The following is a 16,732-nucleotide window of genomic DNA, read 5'->3' as shown; positions in this document are numbered from 1 at the left end:
ACGGCGCGCGGTTCCCCTCCGCGTCAGGCTATCCGATCCATGGCGGACGGGAAAGGCTCGACGGCGGCGCCACGCTGCGGCAACGATATCGCCGCGCATTTCGGGGGACTTCATGCGGACTTGGATGACGACGACCGGGCGGGTGCTGTTGTCCCGACAGACGCTGCGCGACATGGCGAAGGCGGCGCTGATCGCGGTGCCGATCGCCGCGACGATGTTCGCGCTGTTCTGCCTCGCCAATCTCCACGGTCTGCGCCGCGACCTGCCGGCGGCCCGCGCGCATATCGCGGCCGCCTTTGCCGACGGCAGCCTGCAGGATCAGGACTGGCTGCCCGGCAATACCGGCATCGGCCATCACCAGTTCAACGACTGCCTGATCCTCCAGCAGGCGATCGACCAGGCGGCCACCGACCGTCAACTGGCGGTGAGCCCCATCAAGCCGCTGCTGCGGCCAGGGCTGTCGCTGTGCGCAAGCCTGCGCGCCTTCGTCGCCGGCGTTCCACCACCGGGCGAGCCCGCCTTTTACCATCAATATATTCACGGCCACACGATGCTGGTGCGCTATTTGCTGCCGCTGATGCCGGTCGATGCGATCCGGACCCTCTACAAATGCCTTGCCATGCTGTTGGTCGGCACGGGGGTGCTGGTCGCGACGATGACGCTCGGACGATCGCGAACCGCGCCGGAGCTGACCATGCCCGGGCTGTTCTGGCTGATCCTGTTTCTTGCGCTCGGCCGCTGGTTCGGGCTCGAGAGCTTCGGTCAGTCGCTGTCGCACGGCCCCGCCGACCTTGTCATCCTCGTCTATCTGCTGGCGCTGGCGGTCGCGGCGATGCGCGGCGGGATCGCACCGCGCTCCGCGATCGTCGCGACCGCGCTGTTCGGGGCTCTTTCGGCGATCTTCGATTTTCTGACCGGCGGCATTCCACTCGGGCTCGCGGTAGTGATCGGCGCCCTGCCCTTCGCCTGTATCGCCGCCGACGCCGAGGCGCAGGGCCGGCTGGCGATCGGCGCGGTGGTCGCCTTCTGCACGGCCTATGTCGGCTCGCTGATCCTCAAGATCCTGCTCGCGCTGGCGATCTTCGGCTATCCGTCGATGGTCGAAAGCGCGTTCCGGCTGAGCATCCGGCTCGGTCTCAACGGCGCGGCCGGCGAGACCCACGATCTCGGCCCGGTCCATATGGCCAAATCGCTGCTCAAGGGGCTGGGCTCGCTCGCCGCCGGCATGCCGCTGCTCGTGGCGCTGATGCTGGCGACCGCGGTCGGCGCCGGCCTATGGGCCTGCCAGCAGTTGATGCGCTCGGTCGACCCGATGGTACGAGTGCGGGCCGGCCTGCTGCTCGCGTCGAACATTGCCCTCGTCGCGATCCTCACCGGCTTCTGGCAGCATACGATCGTCCACGCCTGGTTCATGGACCGGGTCTTCGTCTGGACGATCGCCAGCGGCTTCGCACTGTTCGCGATGGCGCTCGTCGAAGGTCGACGCCACCAGCCCTGAAACGAAAAAGGGCCGGGCAAGCCCGACCCTTTTCACCAAGGCTTATGCCTTGCCGATCACTCGGCCGGCGCAGCCTTCTTCTTCGCGGCAGGCTTCTTGGCGGGAGCCGCTTCGGCCTCGCCCTCGCCTTCGGCCTTCGGTGCGGCGGCCTTCTTGGCGGCCGGCTTCTTGGCGGCGGGTTTGGCTTCCTCGGCGGCCGGAGCCTCCTCGGCCACCACGGCCTCGTCGGCATCGGCCTTCTTGGCGGCGGCCTTCTTCGGCGCGGCCTTCTTGGCTACCGGCTTTTCCTCATGCGCATGGTCATGGTCATGGTGGTCGTGCCCATGATCATGGCCGTCATGGTCGTGGTTGCAGTCGGGGCCATGGACATGCGGCTTGGGCATGCCGTCGTCATCGGCCTCGATCGCGGCTTCGAGTTCCTCGCGGGTCACCGCGCGATCGGTGATCGCCGCCTTGTCGAACAGGAAGTCGACGACCTTGTCCTCATAGAGCGGGGCGCGCAGCTGGGCCGCTGCCATCGGGTCCTGCTGGACATATTCGATGAAGCGGTTGCGGTCGGCGGGGCCGTACTGCTGGGCAGCCTGCATGATCAGGCGGCTCATTTCCTGCTGGTTGACCTCTACGCCGTTGCGCTGGCCGATCTCCGACAGGAGCAGGCCGAGACGGACGCGACGCTCGGCGATCGCCTGATAGTCGGCGCGATCCTTTTCGATCTCGGCAAGCGCGGCCTCGGGATCGGCCTCATGGCCGGCCTCATGCTCGAGCTGCGCCCAGATCTGCTGGAACTCGGCTTCGACCATCGACGGCGGAACCGGGAAGTCATGGCCGGCGGCGAGCTGGTCGAGCAGCTTGCGCTTCATATGGGTGCGGGTCAGGCCGTTGAGTTCCTGCTCGATCTGGCCCTTGAGCAGGCCGCGCAGCTGCTCGAGGCTCTCGAGGCCGAGATTCTTGGCGAAATCCTCGTCGGCGACGGTTTCCTTCGGGGTGCGGACGTCGGTCGCGGTCACGTCGAAGGTGGCGTCCTTGCCGGCCAGCGACTTCTCGCCATAATTTGCCGGGAAAGTGACGTTGAGCTGGCGCGCTTCGCCCTTCTTGATGCCGACGAGCTGGTCCTCGAAGCCGGGGATCAGCTGGCCCGAGCCGATTTCGACCGACATGCCCTCGCCGGTGCCGCCGTCGAAGGCGACGCCGTTCACCTTGCCGACGAAGTCGAGCACGACCTGATCGCCCTCGACCGCCGGATGGCCTTCGAGCGCGTCGTCGAAGCTCTTCTGCTGGCCGGCGATGCGGTTCAGCGAGGCGTCGATCTCGCTCTCGGCGGGTTCTACCGTCAGCCGCTCGAGCGCGAGGCCCTCGATCGACGGCGCGGGAACGTCGGGCAGCACTTCGAGCGCGACGTTGAGCTCGACATCCTTGCCGGTCTCATAGCCTTCCTGAAGTTCGACCGACGGCTGGATCGCCGGGCGCAGCTTCTGCTCGGCGATCAGCTGCTGGACGCCGTCCTGGACCGCCTTGTTGAGCACATCCTGCTCGATCGCCGGCCCGTGCATCTTCTTGACGAGGTTCGCGGGAACCTTGCCGGGGCGGAAGCCGGGCATCCGGACCTGCGGCGCGATCGACTTGATCTCGGCCTCGACGCGCGCTGCGACGTCGTTGGCGGGGATGGTCAAGGTATAGGCGCGCTTCAGGCCTTCATTGAGCGTTTCGACAGTCTGCATGGGTCGCTATTGAACCTCTAATCTCGAGAAAGCTTTTCGGCCTGCTCCGCGCGCGGGCGAAGCTGGTGCGGGCGAAGGGACTCGAACCCCCACATCTTACGATACCAGAACCTAAATCTGGCGCGTCTACCAATTCCGCCACGCCCGCAAAGGACCGGGTCGGCGGGCTCTATAACAATATGCGCCTCAAGAGCAAGCAAAGAGCTTGATCGCGCGCGTCATCGCCGCCGCGACACCAGCGCCCACCGCGCAGCCGTCAAATCTGCGACGCCGTCGGCGGGTTGTTGGTCGCCTGCAGATAGCGAAACCAGGTGCTTCCGGCCTGCGATCCGCGTGCCATTTCCTCGGCGATCTTCTGCTGTCGCCAGCCATTAGCGACCGCCTGCGCGGCGAGAATGTCGTCACCGCTCAGGCCGAGCAGATAACGCAGGATCGCCGGCCCGGCGATGAGCTGATCGATCGCCTGCCCGTCGCGGCTCTGAAGCGCCCCGCCGTCCTCATAATAGTCCCAGCTGGCGCTGGCGCCGGTCGCCTTCTGCACATCGGCATAGGTGCGCGGCATGCCCGCGACGTCGCCGCCGGCCGCCTTGGCCTGGGCCGCGTTCCAGATCGAGACGGTATAGGAGCCGCCGAACGGCTGAATCCTCGGCGCCTGGGTGAGCCGTCCGACGATCCGCTTGCGGTGGCAGGCGATGAGAAAGTCGAGGACCTGCCCGGCTTTCGCCGACGCGACGCGCAAGGCGGCGTTGAAGCCGAGCTTCTCGCCGGCGCCGAGCGCACTCAGCCAATAGCCGAGCTGGAAATCGGCCTGGACGAGCTGGCCGCCACCATGGCTGAGCATCCCGAACAGCGGCGCCGCCGCGAAGAGCGCATTGAGATCGTTGAACTCGCCATTGGTCAATATGTTGGTGGGCGGATTGAGGAAGCCGGGGCTGCTCGCATAATAGCGGGTATAGAAGGTCTCGAAGTCGCGGACGACGAATTCGAGGATCTCGGCGCGGCTGTAGAGGCGCGGCGAGTTGCGGCTCGCCGTCTTCCAGGCCAGCGCCGCATGCATGAACGCCCAGGCGCCGTCACGGGTCGACCATAGGTCGATGCTTGCAATGATATCGTTCGAATAGAGCCGGTTCTGATCCCAGAAACGGTGGCCGAGAAAGGCGAATTCGGGGGTACGGAACAACAGGCTGCCCCAGCCCGGAAACTGGTGGCCATGCGCCTTGTCGATCTGGGTGGTCCCGAAATAGGGCGTCTCGGGCGTATCGCCCGATCCCGGCGTCTTGACGCGCAGCGGGCTGACGCTCGCGACGACATCGCCGACGCGACCGCCCTGGGCATAATAAGCCTGGTTCTCGGGCACCGACAGCACACCCGGACCATAATAATGGTTGCGCATCACGATCGGGCGGGCGCTGCGGCCCTTGAACAGCGGCAGATTGCGTCCGCCCTCGAACGCATGAATCGCGTCGGAGACATAGCCGGTCAGATAATGAAGCGTGATCTCGCGCCACGGCCGGCCGTCATGCGCCCGCGTCGAGGTCGGCGCGCTCGCATAGCGTGCCAGCGGCTCGGCGATGACCTGGCGATCGTCGCGGGTGCCGCCGGGTCCGGTGATCGGCGAGCGCCCCTGGACGTTGAACGGGGTGTAACGCAGCCACAAAGCCGCATTGGCGGTCAGCGAGGCGGTGCTGAACAGACTGGCATGGTAGGGGTCGGCGGTGGTGTCGGTGTTCCGGGCGGCGCTGTCATAGTCGGTCGCATCCCAGCTCATCACCCGGATGTTGCCGAAGCCATTGGCCTGCCCGTCATTGCCGGCGCCACCACAGAAGATCCGCAGGTCGAAGCCGTTGACCGAGTAATCGGTATGACTGTCGAACGGCACGCTCAGGTCGAAGATCGGGATCGCGCCGCGAACGTCGGCGACCGCGTGCGCGCCCGGGTCCGCCGAACGCCAGATCACCCCCGACCGCACCGTGCCGTGCGGATACCAGCGATTGCCAGGGCCGACCATCGCGCAGCCGCGGCCGTCGAACGGCCCTTCGAAGATCTTCGCCTTGTCGGTGCCGTTGAGCGGCTTGCCGTCAGGGGTCTCGATCGTCGCCAGCAGGCTGCCCTGGACATCGAAGATCCGCCATTTGTGCGGCACCATATAACTGCGCTTGCCGGTCGGATCGCCAAAGGGATTGAACGGCATCTGCTGGACGTCCCAGTCATAGCCGAACTGGAACTGGGTATAGCCGCCGAACCGGATCGCCTCGCAATAATAGTTGATGCCGGCGATGTTGGGGACCTCGCCCTGCGGCAGGCATTCGATCCAGGGTTCCTGGCGCGCGCCGAAGACCGCATCCTCGAAGGCGCAATTCTGCGCGGCGATCCGCGTCATCACCAATTCCCTGGGATGCGCGACCCCCTGCCCGCTCGACCAGTCCTCGAGCACCGCCTTATAGGCCTGCCCCGCCGGCACGGTGAACGCACCGACGGTGACGTCGAGCGTGGTCACCGTCCCGTCGGGCGCGACATAGGACAGGGTCTGCGCCGACTGCGCCGCGGTGACCGAGCGCGCGTCGACCACCAGCGCCTCGAGGTCGTCACGACTGACGGTCCCACCGTTCAGTGCGACATAAGCATAGTCGATCTGCTTGCGCAGGAAGCTGACCGTGACGGTGCGTATGACCAGCCCGTCGACCGAGTCGGTGGTGTTGCCGAGCGACGCGTTGCTGTACATTTCGATATCGGCCGGCAGCCGCGGCTTGACCGTCGTCGCGAACGGCCCGCCCGCCTTCTCGCCCTCGAGATAGAAGCAGATCGTCCCGCCAGGTGCGGCGAGGTTGTTGACCCATTCGACGTCGATCGTCTGCTCGATGCCCGGCACACGGATGATGGTGCTGGTGAAGGTCTGGCTGTCGTCGCCCCGTCCGATCGTGCACTGGACAGCACCGGTCCAGGCGACGGACAGGCACATGCGGCCCCGCCCCCAGGCGAAGAGATCGACCAGCAAGGTCGTCCCGACGGTAAGTGGCAATATTCCCCGGAACGACAGCCGCAGCTTGCGCGGGGTCTCGGTGGTCGCCGGATCCGCGGTGATATCGAAATCGAACCCCATCGGGGCGCTCTTCAGATAGGAATCGCGGTTGAGTTGGAGCCGTCCCCCCAACAGGCGGGTGATCGCCCCCGGATTGACCATGACCGAGACGCCGAGCGGCAGCGCATAGGCATCGCCGGTCGAGGCCATCGTTCCCGCCGCGGCAGCGAAGCGCCACGACGCCGACACTCTCGGATAGCTGATCGTCGGGACCGCCTTGGCCACGAGCAGGCCAGGTGGAATCGAAAGCTGGAAGCTCGTTGCCTCGCCCGGCGCCATGATGCCAAGCGGGAACACCGTGCCGGGGGCACCGTAAATCATCGACCATCCCCGCCCATCAACGCTTATTGCCCCGAAACGAGCATCTGCGCCTTTGGATCGGGGATCAACCCGCTACTTACCCGCATCGGACAGGCTCTGATCGCAAACGATATCGAAAACCGTCAAAGCGTTCCGAATCAGGACGTTAACCAAGCGCCTTCTTCAGCAGGTCATTGACCACGCCGGGATTGGCCTTGCCGCCCATCGCCTTCATCGTCTGACCGACGAAAAAGCCGAAAAGCTTATCCTTGCCGACGCGATATTCGGCGACCTTGTCGGCATTGGCGGCCATCACCTCGGCGATCACCGCCTCGATCGCACCGGTGTCGCTGGTCTGCTTGAGCCCACGCTCCTCGACGATCTTCGCGGGATTGTCGCCGGTTTCGAGCATGATCTCGAACACCTGCTTGCCCAGCGTCCCCGACAGCGTGCCGTCGGCGACCAAACCGAGCAGTTCAGCCCCCTGGGCGGGGCTGACCGGGCTTTCCTCGATCGCCTTGCCGAGCCGGTTGAGCGCGCCGAACAGGTCGGAGATCAGCCAGTTCGACGCGGTCCGGGCGATGTCCGCCGCCGGCTTGCCGGTCGCCGCGACCAGCGCCTCGAACCAGCGCGCGGTCTCGACATCGGCAGTGATCACCGCGGCATTATAGGCCGGCAGCCCGAGGCCCTCGTAACGCGCGCGCTTGGCATCGGGCAGTTCGGGCAACTCACCCGAACATTCGGCGAGGAAGTCGTCGCTCAGTTCGACCGGCAGCAGATCGGGATCGGGGAAATAGCGATAATCGTGCGCGTCTTCCTTCGAGCGCATCGACCGGGTCTCGTTGCGATCCTGATCGTAGAGGCGGGTTTCCTGGACGATCTTGCCGCCGCCCTCGATCACATCGACCTGGCGGCTCGCCTCGACCTCGACCGCCGCCATCACGAAGCGGATCGAATTGACGTTCTTGGTCTCGGTCCGCGTGCCCAGCGGCTCGCCGGGCCGGCGCACCGAGACATTGACGTCGGCGCGCATCGACCCTTCTTCCATATTGCCGTCGCACGACCCGACATAGCGCAGGATCGATCGCAATTTCCGGAGATAAGCCCCTGTTTCGGCAGGAGACGTCAGATCCGGCTTCGACACGATCTCCATCAATGCGACGCCCGAGCGGTTGAGGTCGACATAGGAGCGCGTCGGATGCTGGTCGTGCATCAGCTTGCCGGCATCCTGCTCGACATGGAGCCGTTCGATGCCGATCGTCTTGGATTCGGCGATACCGCTCTTCTCGTCGGCATCGATCACCAGCGATCCCTCGCCGACGATCGGATGATAGAGCTGCGAAATCTGATAGCCCTGCGGCAGATCGGCGTAGAAATAATTCTTGCGATCGAAGCGCGACCAGCGGTTGATCTGCGCGCCGAGCGCCATGCCGGTCTTGACCGCCTGCTTGATACATTCACGGTTCGGCACCGGCAGCATGCCGGGCATCGCCGCGTCGATCAGCGAGACATTGGCGTTGGGCTCGGCCCCGAAGGTCGCCGAGGCGCCCGAGAACAGCTTGGCGTTCGAGACGATCTGGGCATGGACCTCGAGGCCGATCACGACCTCCCACTCGCCGGTGGCGCCCTGGATGCGATAGCTGCTCATCTTACCACCATTTATCCGGGCGCGCGGCAAAGCCGGCCCGTTCCTCGATCGCCAGTCCCGCGTTCAGCACGCCCTGCTCGTCGAGCGGGCGGCCGATGATCTGCAGGCCCAGCGGCAATCCCTTCGAATCGAGCCCGGCCGGCACCGACATCGCCGGCAGGCCGGCGAGGCTCGCCGGCACGGTGAAGACGTCGTTCAGATACATCTCGAGCGGATCGGCGTTCTTCTCGCCGAGCGCGAACGCCGCCGACGGCGCAGTCGGGGTCAGCAGCACGTCGCACTGGGTGAAGGCCTGCTGGAAATCGCGGGCGATCAACGCCCGCACCTTCTGCGCCTTGGTATAATAAGCGTCGTAGAAGCCGGCCGACAGCACATAGGTGCCGATCATGATCCGGCGCTTGACCTCGGCGCCGAAGCCCGCGGCGCGGGTCGCGGCATACATATCCTGCAGGTTGGCGCCCTCGGGAAGGTCGCGCAGCCCGTAGCGCACGCCGTCATAGCGCGCGAGATTGGACGAGGCTTCGGCCGGCGCGATGATATAGTAGGTCGCCAGCGCATAATGGGTGTGCGGCAGCGAGACCTCGACGATCTCCGCTCCCGCGTCCCTGGCCCAGGCGATGCCCTGCTGCCACAGCGCGTCGATCTCGGCGGGCATGTTGTCGACCCGATACTCCTTGGGAATACCGACCTTCAACCCTTTGAGATCAGGCGAAAGTCCAGCCTCCCAGCGAGGCACCGAGACATCGAGCGACGTCGAGTCCTTCGGATCGAAGCCCGACATTGCCTCGAGCATGATCGCGCAGTCGCGAACGTCGCGCGCCATCGGCCCCGCCTGGTCGAGCGACGAGGCGAAGGCGACGATGCCGAAGCGCGAGCAGCGGCCATAGGTCGGCTTGATCCCCGAAATGCCGGTGAAGGCCGCGGGCTGGCGGATCGATCCGCCGGTGTCGGTGCCGGTCGCGGCGGGTACGATCCGCGCCGCGATCGCCGACGACGATCCGCCCGACGAGCCGCCGGGCGCGAGCGGCGCGTTGCCGCCCGCAACCCGCCAGGGCGAGATGACGTTACCGAAGGCGCTGGTCTCGTTCGACGACCCCATCGCGAACTGGTCGAGATTGAGCTTGCCGAGCATGCCGGCGCCCGCGCCGAACAGCTTGGCGGTCACCGTCGATTCATATTGCGGCACGAAGCCGCCGAGGATGTTGCTGGCCGCGGTCGTCTGGTAGCCGGCGGTGCAGAACAGATCCTTGATGCCCAACGGCACCCCCGACAGCGGCAGCAGATCGCCCGCCGCGCGCGCCTTGTCGGCGGCGTCGGCGGCGGCGAGCGCATGGTCCGGGGTCTCGACGATGAAGGCGTTGAGCGCCTTGGCGCCGGCGACCGCGCCGTTGAAGGCCTCGGCGACCTCGCGCGCGGAGAAATCGCCGGCGCGGAAGCCGTCGCGGATCCCGGCGATGCCCAGGTCGGTGATCGTCGCGGCGCTCATTCGATCACCTTCGGCACGGCAAAGAAGCCATGTTCGGCCTGGGGCGCGTTGGCGAGCACCTTGTCGCGGATATTGCCGTCGGTGACGACATCGTCGCGCAGCCGCTGATGATTGGGGATCACCGCGGCGAGCGGCTCGACACCATCGGTGTCGACCTCGCCGAGTTGTTCGATCCAGCCAAGGATGTTGTTGAGTTCGGGCGCCATCGCCTCGACCTCGGCATCGGTTACGGCGATGCGTGCGAGGCTCGCGATCTTGCGGACGGTTGGAATATCGACGGACATGCGCGCCCGCTAGCATCGCCGGCGCGACGCTTCAAGGCGCGGGTCGCGGCGCGGGCCCATTGGACGCAGGCGGGATTGCCCGCTACGCACCTGCCGGACGGCCGCAATGCCGTCCGCCCGTCCACAGCCTGGGGTCCGGTCTTGCTGGCTCGCCGTTTTCTCTACGTCATCGCGGGGTTGATCATGCTGACGCTCGCCGCCGGCATCGGCTGGAACCTGTTCCAGGACCAGTTGATGCGGCTCGCCTTCGTGCCGTCGATCGCGTTCAAGCCGTCCGACCCGACCTACGCCCCCGATTATGCCAAGCCCGCGGCATGGCTGTCACGCCCCGACCTTGCCGACGATCCGTCGCGCTGGGTGCCGCCGGGCATGGCCCGTGCCGGCCATCCGCCGGTCGCGGTCTTCTATGTCGCCCCCACCACCTTCTTCGGGCGGAATCGCTGGAACGTCCGGATCGACGATGCGGATTCGCGCAATTGGCTGAAGATCTTCGGCGCGAGCCAGGCGAGCGCGTTCAATTCGGTCGGGGCGGTCTGGGCACCACGCTATCGCCAGGCGACCCTCGGCGCCTTCCTGACTGATCGGCCCGACGGCAGGGCGGCGATCGACTTCGCTTATACCGATGTGCTGCGTGCCTTCGACGCGTTCGTCGCACAGATCCCGCCGACGCAGCCGATCCTGCTCGCGGCGCACAGCCAGGGCAGCCGGCATCTGATGCGGCTGATGAAAGAACGGGTCGCCGGAACCCCGATCGCACCGCGGATCGCCGCGGCCTATGCGATCGGCTGGCCGGTGTCGGTCGAGGCCGATGCCCCGGCGATGGGCCTTCCGGTCTGCGAGCGTGCCGGCCAGCCGGGCTGCATCGTCTCGTGGCAGAGCTTTGCCGAACCGGCCGAGCCCAAGCTGATCCGTACCATCTTCGATTCGGACATCGGCCTCACCGGCAAGAGCCGGCGCGGCACCCATATGCTGTGCGTCAATCCGCTGACCGGCCGTCGCGACGACAGCGCGCCGGCGTCGGCGCATCGCGGCGCGCTGTATCCGCGCGCCGATTTCCAGGCCGCCGACCTGAAGCCGGCGGACATCCCGGCGCGCTGCCAGGACGGCATATTGCTGATCGGCGCGCCGCCCAAGGGGTTCGACGGCTATGTGATGGCTGGCAATAATTACCATGTCTTCGACTATGCGCTGTTCTGGGCCAATCTGCGCGCCGACGCCGAAGCGCGGACCAAGGCCTTACTCGCCGGCGCGGGGGCAGCGCGATGATCCACGCCGCCGCCCCCGACTTCCGCGCCAGTCTGCCCGATCGCGGCCGGCTGGCGGGCCTCGACGTCGGCACCAAGACGATCGGGGTGGCGCTGTGCGACGCCGGCTGGACGATCGCCAGCCCCGCCGAGACGATCATCCGGGTCAAGTTCAGCGTCGACCTGGCGAAACTGAAGGCGCTGCTGCTCGCGCAGAGCGTCAAGGGGCTGGTGGTCGGGCTGCCGCTCAACCTCGACGGCAGCGACAGCCCGCGCACCCAGTCGGTGCGCGCCTTCGCCCGCAATGTCGACGCGCTGGGCCTGCCGATCCTGTTGTGGGACGAGCGCTGGTCGACCGCCGCGGTCACCCGCACGCTGATCGACGCCGACGCCAGCCGCAGACGTCGCGCCGAACTGGTCGACAAGCTGGCCGCGGCCTATATCCTGCAGGGCGCGATCGACGCGATGATCTGATATGGACCAGATAGGCCCTTATCAAAGCGGCGATCTTTTGCTTGAAGCACTGAAATGACGGTATTCGGAGCGCGTTGGTGAAACATTTTATGAGCTTCCGCGACCGGCCCTTGATCCGCGAGGCCGACGCCCTGCGCGATCAATGCCGCTGGGAGGAGGCGATCGCGCTCTACCGTCGAATCGTCGCGCGCAGCCCGCACCGCGCCGGGGTCTGGGTCCAGATCGGCCATTGCCTGCGCAAGCTCGCGCGCCATGGCGAGGCACTGACCGCTTATCAGGCCGCCGACCGCCAGCGGCCCGACGATGCCGACACATTGTTCCACCTGGCTTTCATGTTGCGCCACCATGGCCACGAAGCCGAGGCGCAGGCGATGTTCGACCGCATCCTCACCCTCGAAAGCGCGCGCCCCGATACGGTCCGGGCGACATTGCTCGCCAGCCACCATGCCGGGGAACGTCCCGACCGCTTTGATCATGTCATCCTCGGCACGACCGGAACCTGCAACGCCTCGTGCGTCCATTGCCCGACCGGCAAGCTGTCGACCGCCAATTCGCCACGCAACCCGATGCCGATGCCGCTGTTCCGCAAGATCATCGACGAGATCGCCGACAGCGGCATGCCGGTCGCCGGCCAGATCGCCTTCGGGCTGTTCGGCGACAGCCTCGCCGATCCGTTCGTGGTCGAACGCGCCCGCTATCTGCGCCAGCGGCTGCCCGACGTGATGTTCGACCTGAACACCAACGGTGCCGCCTATGACCCGAAGAAACATGCCGAGCTCAACGACTATGTCTCGGTGGTCACGCTGCACTGCGAATCGCTGATCCCCGAAACCTATGATTATCTGATGCAGCCGCTCCGCGCGAAGCGGGTGCACGTCAAATTCCCGATGATCTTCCGCGACTTCCCGAACAAGGTCCAGGTCGCGGTGCCGATGAGCAAGCTCAACGTCGATGAGCGTCCGGCGATGTTCGACTATTTCTACAAGCTCGGCGCGCTCAACGTCGATTTCGCGCCGATGAGCAACCGCCTCGCCAATGACGAGGAGCTGTTCGACCGGCTGTCCTTCGCGCCGGTGCCGATCAGTTGCGCCCCCGATATCTTCTACAACCTTATCGTCGATTGCGACGGCGCGGTCCTCGCCTGCTGCAACGATTTCAGCCGGGTCGAACCGGTCGGCAATCTCGCGACCGACAGCCTCGCCGACACCCTCGCCCACCAGAAGCGCAAGGCGTTCGCCGACAAGCTGGCCGCCGGCTGTCACAGCGAAATATCGACCTGCAACCGCTGCCGCGGCGATCTGCCGCAGTCGATCCCGCCGATCGACCAGAAGCTCGCCGCAATCGCTTGAGCTTCGCGCCGGCTGGGGCTAAGTCGCCGCTTTAATGTCTGCGACCGAACCCCACCCGTTCCCGTACCCGCATCTGACGGGAATATACGGGCTCCATCCGCATGAGATCACCTTCCTGCTCGACGAGGCGGAGCAGTGGATCACGCTCAACCGCGCGACCACCAAGCATGACGACCGGCTCGCCGGCCTGACCCTGATCAACGCCTTTTTCGAAAACAGCACCCGCACCCTGCTGTCGTTCGAGATCGCCGGAAAGCGGCTCGGCGCCGATGTCGTCAACATGCAGGTCGCCCAGTCGAGCGTGAAGAAGGGCGAGACGCTGATCGACACCGCGGTCACGCTCAACGCGATGCGCGCCGACGTCATCGTCATCCGCCACCAGAGCTCGGGCGCGGTCCAGCTGATCGCCGACAAGGTCGACTGCCCGGTGCTCAACGCCGGCGACGGCCGCCACGAACATCCGACCCAGGCGCTGCTCGACGCGCTGACGATCAGGCGCCGCAAGGGCCATATCGCCGGGCTGACCGTCGCGATCTGCGGCGACGTCCTCCACAGCCGGGTCGCGCGGTCGAACATCCTGGCGCTTACCGCGCTCGGCGCCGAAGTTCGCGTGGTCGCACCGCCGACGCTGATGCCGGTGGCGATCGAGCGGATGGGGGTGAAGCCCTTCACCGATTTCGACGCCGGGCTCGACGGCGCCGACGTGGTGATGATGCTGCGCCTGCAGAACGAGCGGATGGGCGGGGCCTATCTCCCCTCCCCGCGCGAATATCATGCGCTCTACGGGCTGACCCCGGAACGGCTCGAGCGGGCGGCGCCCGACGCGATCGTGATGCATCCCGGGCCGATGAATCGCGGGGTCGAGATCACCAGCAGCGTCGCCGATCACCTCACCCGGTCGGCGATCACCGAACAGGTCGAAATGGGGGTCGCGGTGCGCATGGCGTGTCTGGACGTGCTGACGCGCAAACGGCGCGGGATCGAGGGCTGGCAATGACCGCCCCGCTTGCGATCCTCAACGCCCGGCTGGTCGATCCGGTCGCCGGCACCGTCCGCGAGGGCGGCATCCTGATCGTCGACCGCCACATCGCCGCGGTCGGGCTGGTCGACGTCCCCGAGGGCACCGAGGTGATCGACGCGCGCCGCGCCTATGTCGCGCCCGGCCTCGTCGACCTGGGCAGCTTCGCGATCGACATGCCCGCCTTTGCCGCCGGCGGCATCACCCGCACCGCGCTGATGCCCGACCAGTCGCCGCCGCTCGATCATGCCGCGCTCGTCCAGCGCGCCGCCGCGGCGGGCAAGCCCGATGTCTGGGTCCACCCGATCGCCGCCGCGACCAAGGGGCTCGACGGCAGCGACCTCGCCGAGATCGGGCTGATGAAGGCTGCCGGCGCCTGCGCGATCGCGACCGGCCGCCGCTGGATCGGCGACTCGGGGGTGATGCACCGGCTGCTCGGTTATGCCGCCGCGCTCGACCTGATGGTGATCGTCCATGCCGAAGATGGCGGCCTCGCAGGCGACGCGGTCGCGACCGAGGGCGAGATGGCAACCCGGCTCGGCCTGCCCGCGGCGCCTGCGATCGCCGAGGCGATCGCGGTCGCCCGCGACATCGCGCTGGCCGAACAGAATGGCGCGCGGCTCCATTTCCGCCAGCTCACCACCGCCCGGTCGTTCGACCTGATCCGCGACGCCAAGCGCCGCGGGGTCAAGGTGAGCTGCGGGATCAGCCCGGCGCATCTGTTCCTGTCGGATGTCGCGATAGGCGGCTTCAGAACCTTCGCCCGGCTCTCGCCGCCGCTGCGCGGTGACGATGACTGCCGCGCCGCGCAGAAGGCGGTGGCCGACGGCACGATCGACCTGATCTGTTCGAGCCATGATCCGCTGGGCCCCGAATCGAAGCGGCTGCCGTTCGTCGATGCCGAGGCCGGCATGTCGGGGGCCGAAACCCTGCTGACGCTGTCGCTGGCGCTGGTCCGCGATGGGCTGATCGATCTGCCGACGCTGATCGCGCGCCTGTCGACCGCCCCGGCGCGGCTGCTCGACATTCCGGGCGGCACCCTGGCGGTCGGCGCCGAGGGCGATCTGGTGATCTTCGATCCCGACAAGCCCTGGCGGATCGATTCGGACGCGATGGCCGCCAGCGCGGGCAACACCCCGTTCGACGGGCTGCCCGTTCAGGGCAAGGTATTGCGGACGATCAAGGGCGGCGTCGCCGTCAACTGATCAGGCGGCCACGCCGCCGTTGCGCAGCGCCCATTGCAGCGGCCGGTCGCCGGCGGTCGCACGAACGAAGCAGGCGCCGCCGCGCGACCGCAGCTGGCTGCAGACCCGCATCGCCTCGGCGCGGCTTTCGAAACCGCCGATCGCGAGCCGGTACAGCGTGGCGCCGTGCGCCGACGAGCGGATATCCGACGAGGCCGGGGTGAAGCCCGACAGATGCGCGGCCTTGCCGTTGACGCGGTTCCAGGCGGCCTGGAGGCGGCCCGACGAGGTGAAGGCGCCGAGTTGGACGACATAATGGCCGCGCGCGGCCGCCACGCGGACCGGCGGCGCCGTATGACGGGTGACCGGCGGCGCCTTGGCGACCATGGCCCGGACCGGCGGCTTTTCGAACAGGATCGCGGCAGGCCGCGCGGCATCGACGCGCACCAGCGCCTGCCGGCCACGCGCGATCTCCGCGGCGCTGGGCGCGACCGCGGCAACCGGCACCGACTCGACCGGCGCGGCCTGCGCCACGACCTCGGCCGGCATGTCCGGTGCGGTCGGCGCCGTCGGGGCGAGCGCCAGCGCGGCCGGCAGGCCGGCATCCTCGACCGCCTCGACGCCCAGCACCGCCCTGACCCGGGCGGCGGCCGGCATCTGCGCGATGCGCGTCCAGCGTTGCAGCCGGATCATCACCTGGTCGGCGGTCATGTCATGATGCGCGGTCGCGGCGGCTTCGTTCCAGCGACCGGCCAGTGCCAGCGCCATCGCGAGATTCTGCCGGGTGCGGGCATCGGCGCCACCGACACGCACCGCCTGGCCGAGCAGTTCGACCGCCTCGCCATGCCGTCCGGCCAGCGCCAGCGCGAGACCGGCTTCGGCGGGTGGCGCGCTGTCCTTGACGGCGTCGAATGCGATCAGCGCGGCATCTTCCTTGCCCTGCGCGAGCTGGACCAGCCCCTGCATCAGCTGCGCCTGCGTCAGCGAAGGATCAAGGTTCAGCGCATCGGTGAAGGCCGCCTCGGCCGACATGAAACGGCCCGACGCCATATAGACGCGGCCGAGCAGCAGCCGCTTGGCGGCATCAGCGGGCGCCAGCGCCACCGCCGCCTCGGCATCGCGCAGCGCCGCGACCAGATCCGCGCGACCGAGCGACGCCTGTGCCGCCGCGGCCAGTCTGACCGCCGAAAGCGGCGCGGCGGAAGGGCTGGTGCCGGCGCTCGCGACCCGCGATGTCGGCGAGCATCCCACCGACAGCGTCATCAACAAGGCGCCCGACAGCGCGATTCCCACCCAGTTGCGCATCACTAATCACCCCGGTCATCGGGCCCGCGCCCGCTATCGGCATCCGCGTGCCATAGGGGCCGCTAAGGAAGCGTTAATGACGTCTGTTAAACATGATGACGCGCGCTGCCCTTGCGGGAATCAGCAGTCGCGATACGGTCACAAA

Annotated in this window: 12 protein-coding genes and 1 tRNA gene; 6 read left to right on the top strand and 7 right to left on the bottom strand. The window is 67.2% G+C overall.

Annotated elements, in window-relative coordinates:
- The first annotated feature begins 124 nt into the window (after positions 1 to 124).
- The gene (locus AC1RM6_RS04425) at positions 125 to 1,498 is read left to right on the top strand and encodes a hypothetical protein (RefSeq protein ID WP_493098471.1); all 1,374 of its coding nucleotides are present in this window, start codon (positions 125 to 127) and stop codon (positions 1,496 to 1,498) included.
- Between the two features lie 56 nt (positions 1,499 to 1,554).
- On the opposite strand, the gene tig is transcribed toward AC1RM6_RS04425, so the two are convergent.
- From tig to gatC, 6 genes are all read right to left on the bottom strand, one after another.
- On the bottom strand, positions 1,555 to 3,216 hold the full coding sequence (gene tig, locus AC1RM6_RS04420) for a trigger factor (protein ID WP_493098469.1): 1,662 nt from the start codon (positions 3,214 to 3,216) through the stop codon (positions 1,555 to 1,557).
- Positions 3,217 to 3,279: 63 nt separating this feature from the next.
- Positions 3,280 to 3,364, bottom strand: a tRNA-Leu gene (locus AC1RM6_RS04415).
- 108 nt (positions 3,365 to 3,472) lie between these two features.
- Positions 3,473 to 6,616 (bottom strand): hypothetical protein, encoded by a 3,144-nt coding sequence (locus AC1RM6_RS04410; RefSeq protein WP_493098467.1) that lies wholly within the window; start codon positions 6,614 to 6,616, stop codon positions 3,473 to 3,475.
- Positions 6,617 to 6,761: 145 nt separating this feature from the next.
- Positions 6,762 to 8,243, bottom strand: coding sequence for an Asp-tRNA(Asn)/Glu-tRNA(Gln) amidotransferase subunit GatB (gatB, locus tag AC1RM6_RS04405; protein ID WP_493098465.1), 1,482 nt, complete (start codon positions 8,241 to 8,243; stop codon positions 6,762 to 6,764).
- A 1-nt stretch (position 8,244) separates the two neighbouring features.
- Positions 8,245 to 9,729 (bottom strand): Asp-tRNA(Asn)/Glu-tRNA(Gln) amidotransferase subunit GatA, encoded by a 1,485-nt coding sequence (gatA, locus tag AC1RM6_RS04400; protein ID WP_493098463.1) that lies wholly within the window; start codon positions 9,727 to 9,729, stop codon positions 8,245 to 8,247.
- The gene (gatC, locus tag AC1RM6_RS04395; protein ID WP_493098462.1) at positions 9,726 to 10,013 is read right to left on the bottom strand and encodes an Asp-tRNA(Asn)/Glu-tRNA(Gln) amidotransferase subunit GatC; all 288 of its coding nucleotides are present in this window, start codon (positions 10,011 to 10,013) and stop codon (positions 9,726 to 9,728) included. The genes gatA and gatC overlap by 4 nt, the downstream gene beginning before the upstream one ends.
- A 141-nt stretch (positions 10,014 to 10,154) precedes the next feature.
- Between gatC and AC1RM6_RS04390 the strand changes: the two genes are divergently transcribed.
- The 5 genes from AC1RM6_RS04390 (at position 10,155) to AC1RM6_RS04370 (ending at position 15,303) form a co-directional block, all read left to right on the top strand.
- Entirely contained in the window at positions 10,155 to 11,279 is a 1,125-nt protein-coding gene (locus AC1RM6_RS04390) for a DUF3089 domain-containing protein (RefSeq protein ID WP_493098460.1), read from the top strand.
- Positions 11,276 to 11,731 (top strand): Holliday junction resolvase RuvX, encoded by a 456-nt coding sequence (gene ruvX / locus AC1RM6_RS04385; RefSeq protein ID WP_493098458.1) that lies wholly within the window; start codon positions 11,276 to 11,278, stop codon positions 11,729 to 11,731. The genes AC1RM6_RS04390 and ruvX overlap by 4 nt, the downstream gene beginning before the upstream one ends.
- Before the next feature lie 77 nt (positions 11,732 to 11,808).
- A complete protein-coding gene (locus AC1RM6_RS04380) occupies positions 11,809 to 13,080 on the top strand; it encodes a radical SAM protein (RefSeq protein WP_493098456.1) in 1,272 nt (423 codons plus the stop codon).
- 34 nt (positions 13,081 to 13,114) lie between these two features.
- Positions 13,115 to 14,077: an aspartate carbamoyltransferase catalytic subunit gene (locus AC1RM6_RS04375; RefSeq protein ID WP_493098454.1), complete on the top strand. Its 963-nt coding sequence runs from the start codon at positions 13,115 to 13,117 to the stop codon at positions 14,075 to 14,077.
- Positions 14,074 to 15,303, top strand: a complete 1,230-nt coding sequence (locus AC1RM6_RS04370) for a dihydroorotase (protein WP_493098453.1) — start codon at positions 14,074 to 14,076, stop codon at positions 15,301 to 15,303. The genes AC1RM6_RS04375 and AC1RM6_RS04370 overlap by 4 nt, the downstream gene beginning before the upstream one ends.
- Here the strand turns inward: AC1RM6_RS04370 and AC1RM6_RS04365 are convergent, their stop codons facing one another.
- Positions 15,304 to 16,587, bottom strand: a complete 1,284-nt coding sequence (locus AC1RM6_RS04365) for an SPOR domain-containing protein (RefSeq protein ID WP_493098451.1) — start codon at positions 16,585 to 16,587, stop codon at positions 15,304 to 15,306.
- Positions 16,588 to 16,732: the final 145 nt, after the last annotated feature.

It is taken from the genome of Rhizorhabdus sp. GW822-FHT03C02 (assembly GCF_058801765.1).
The sequence above is the reverse complement of the archived record's forward strand: the minus strand, read 5'-3'. Positions and strand labels throughout refer to the sequence as shown.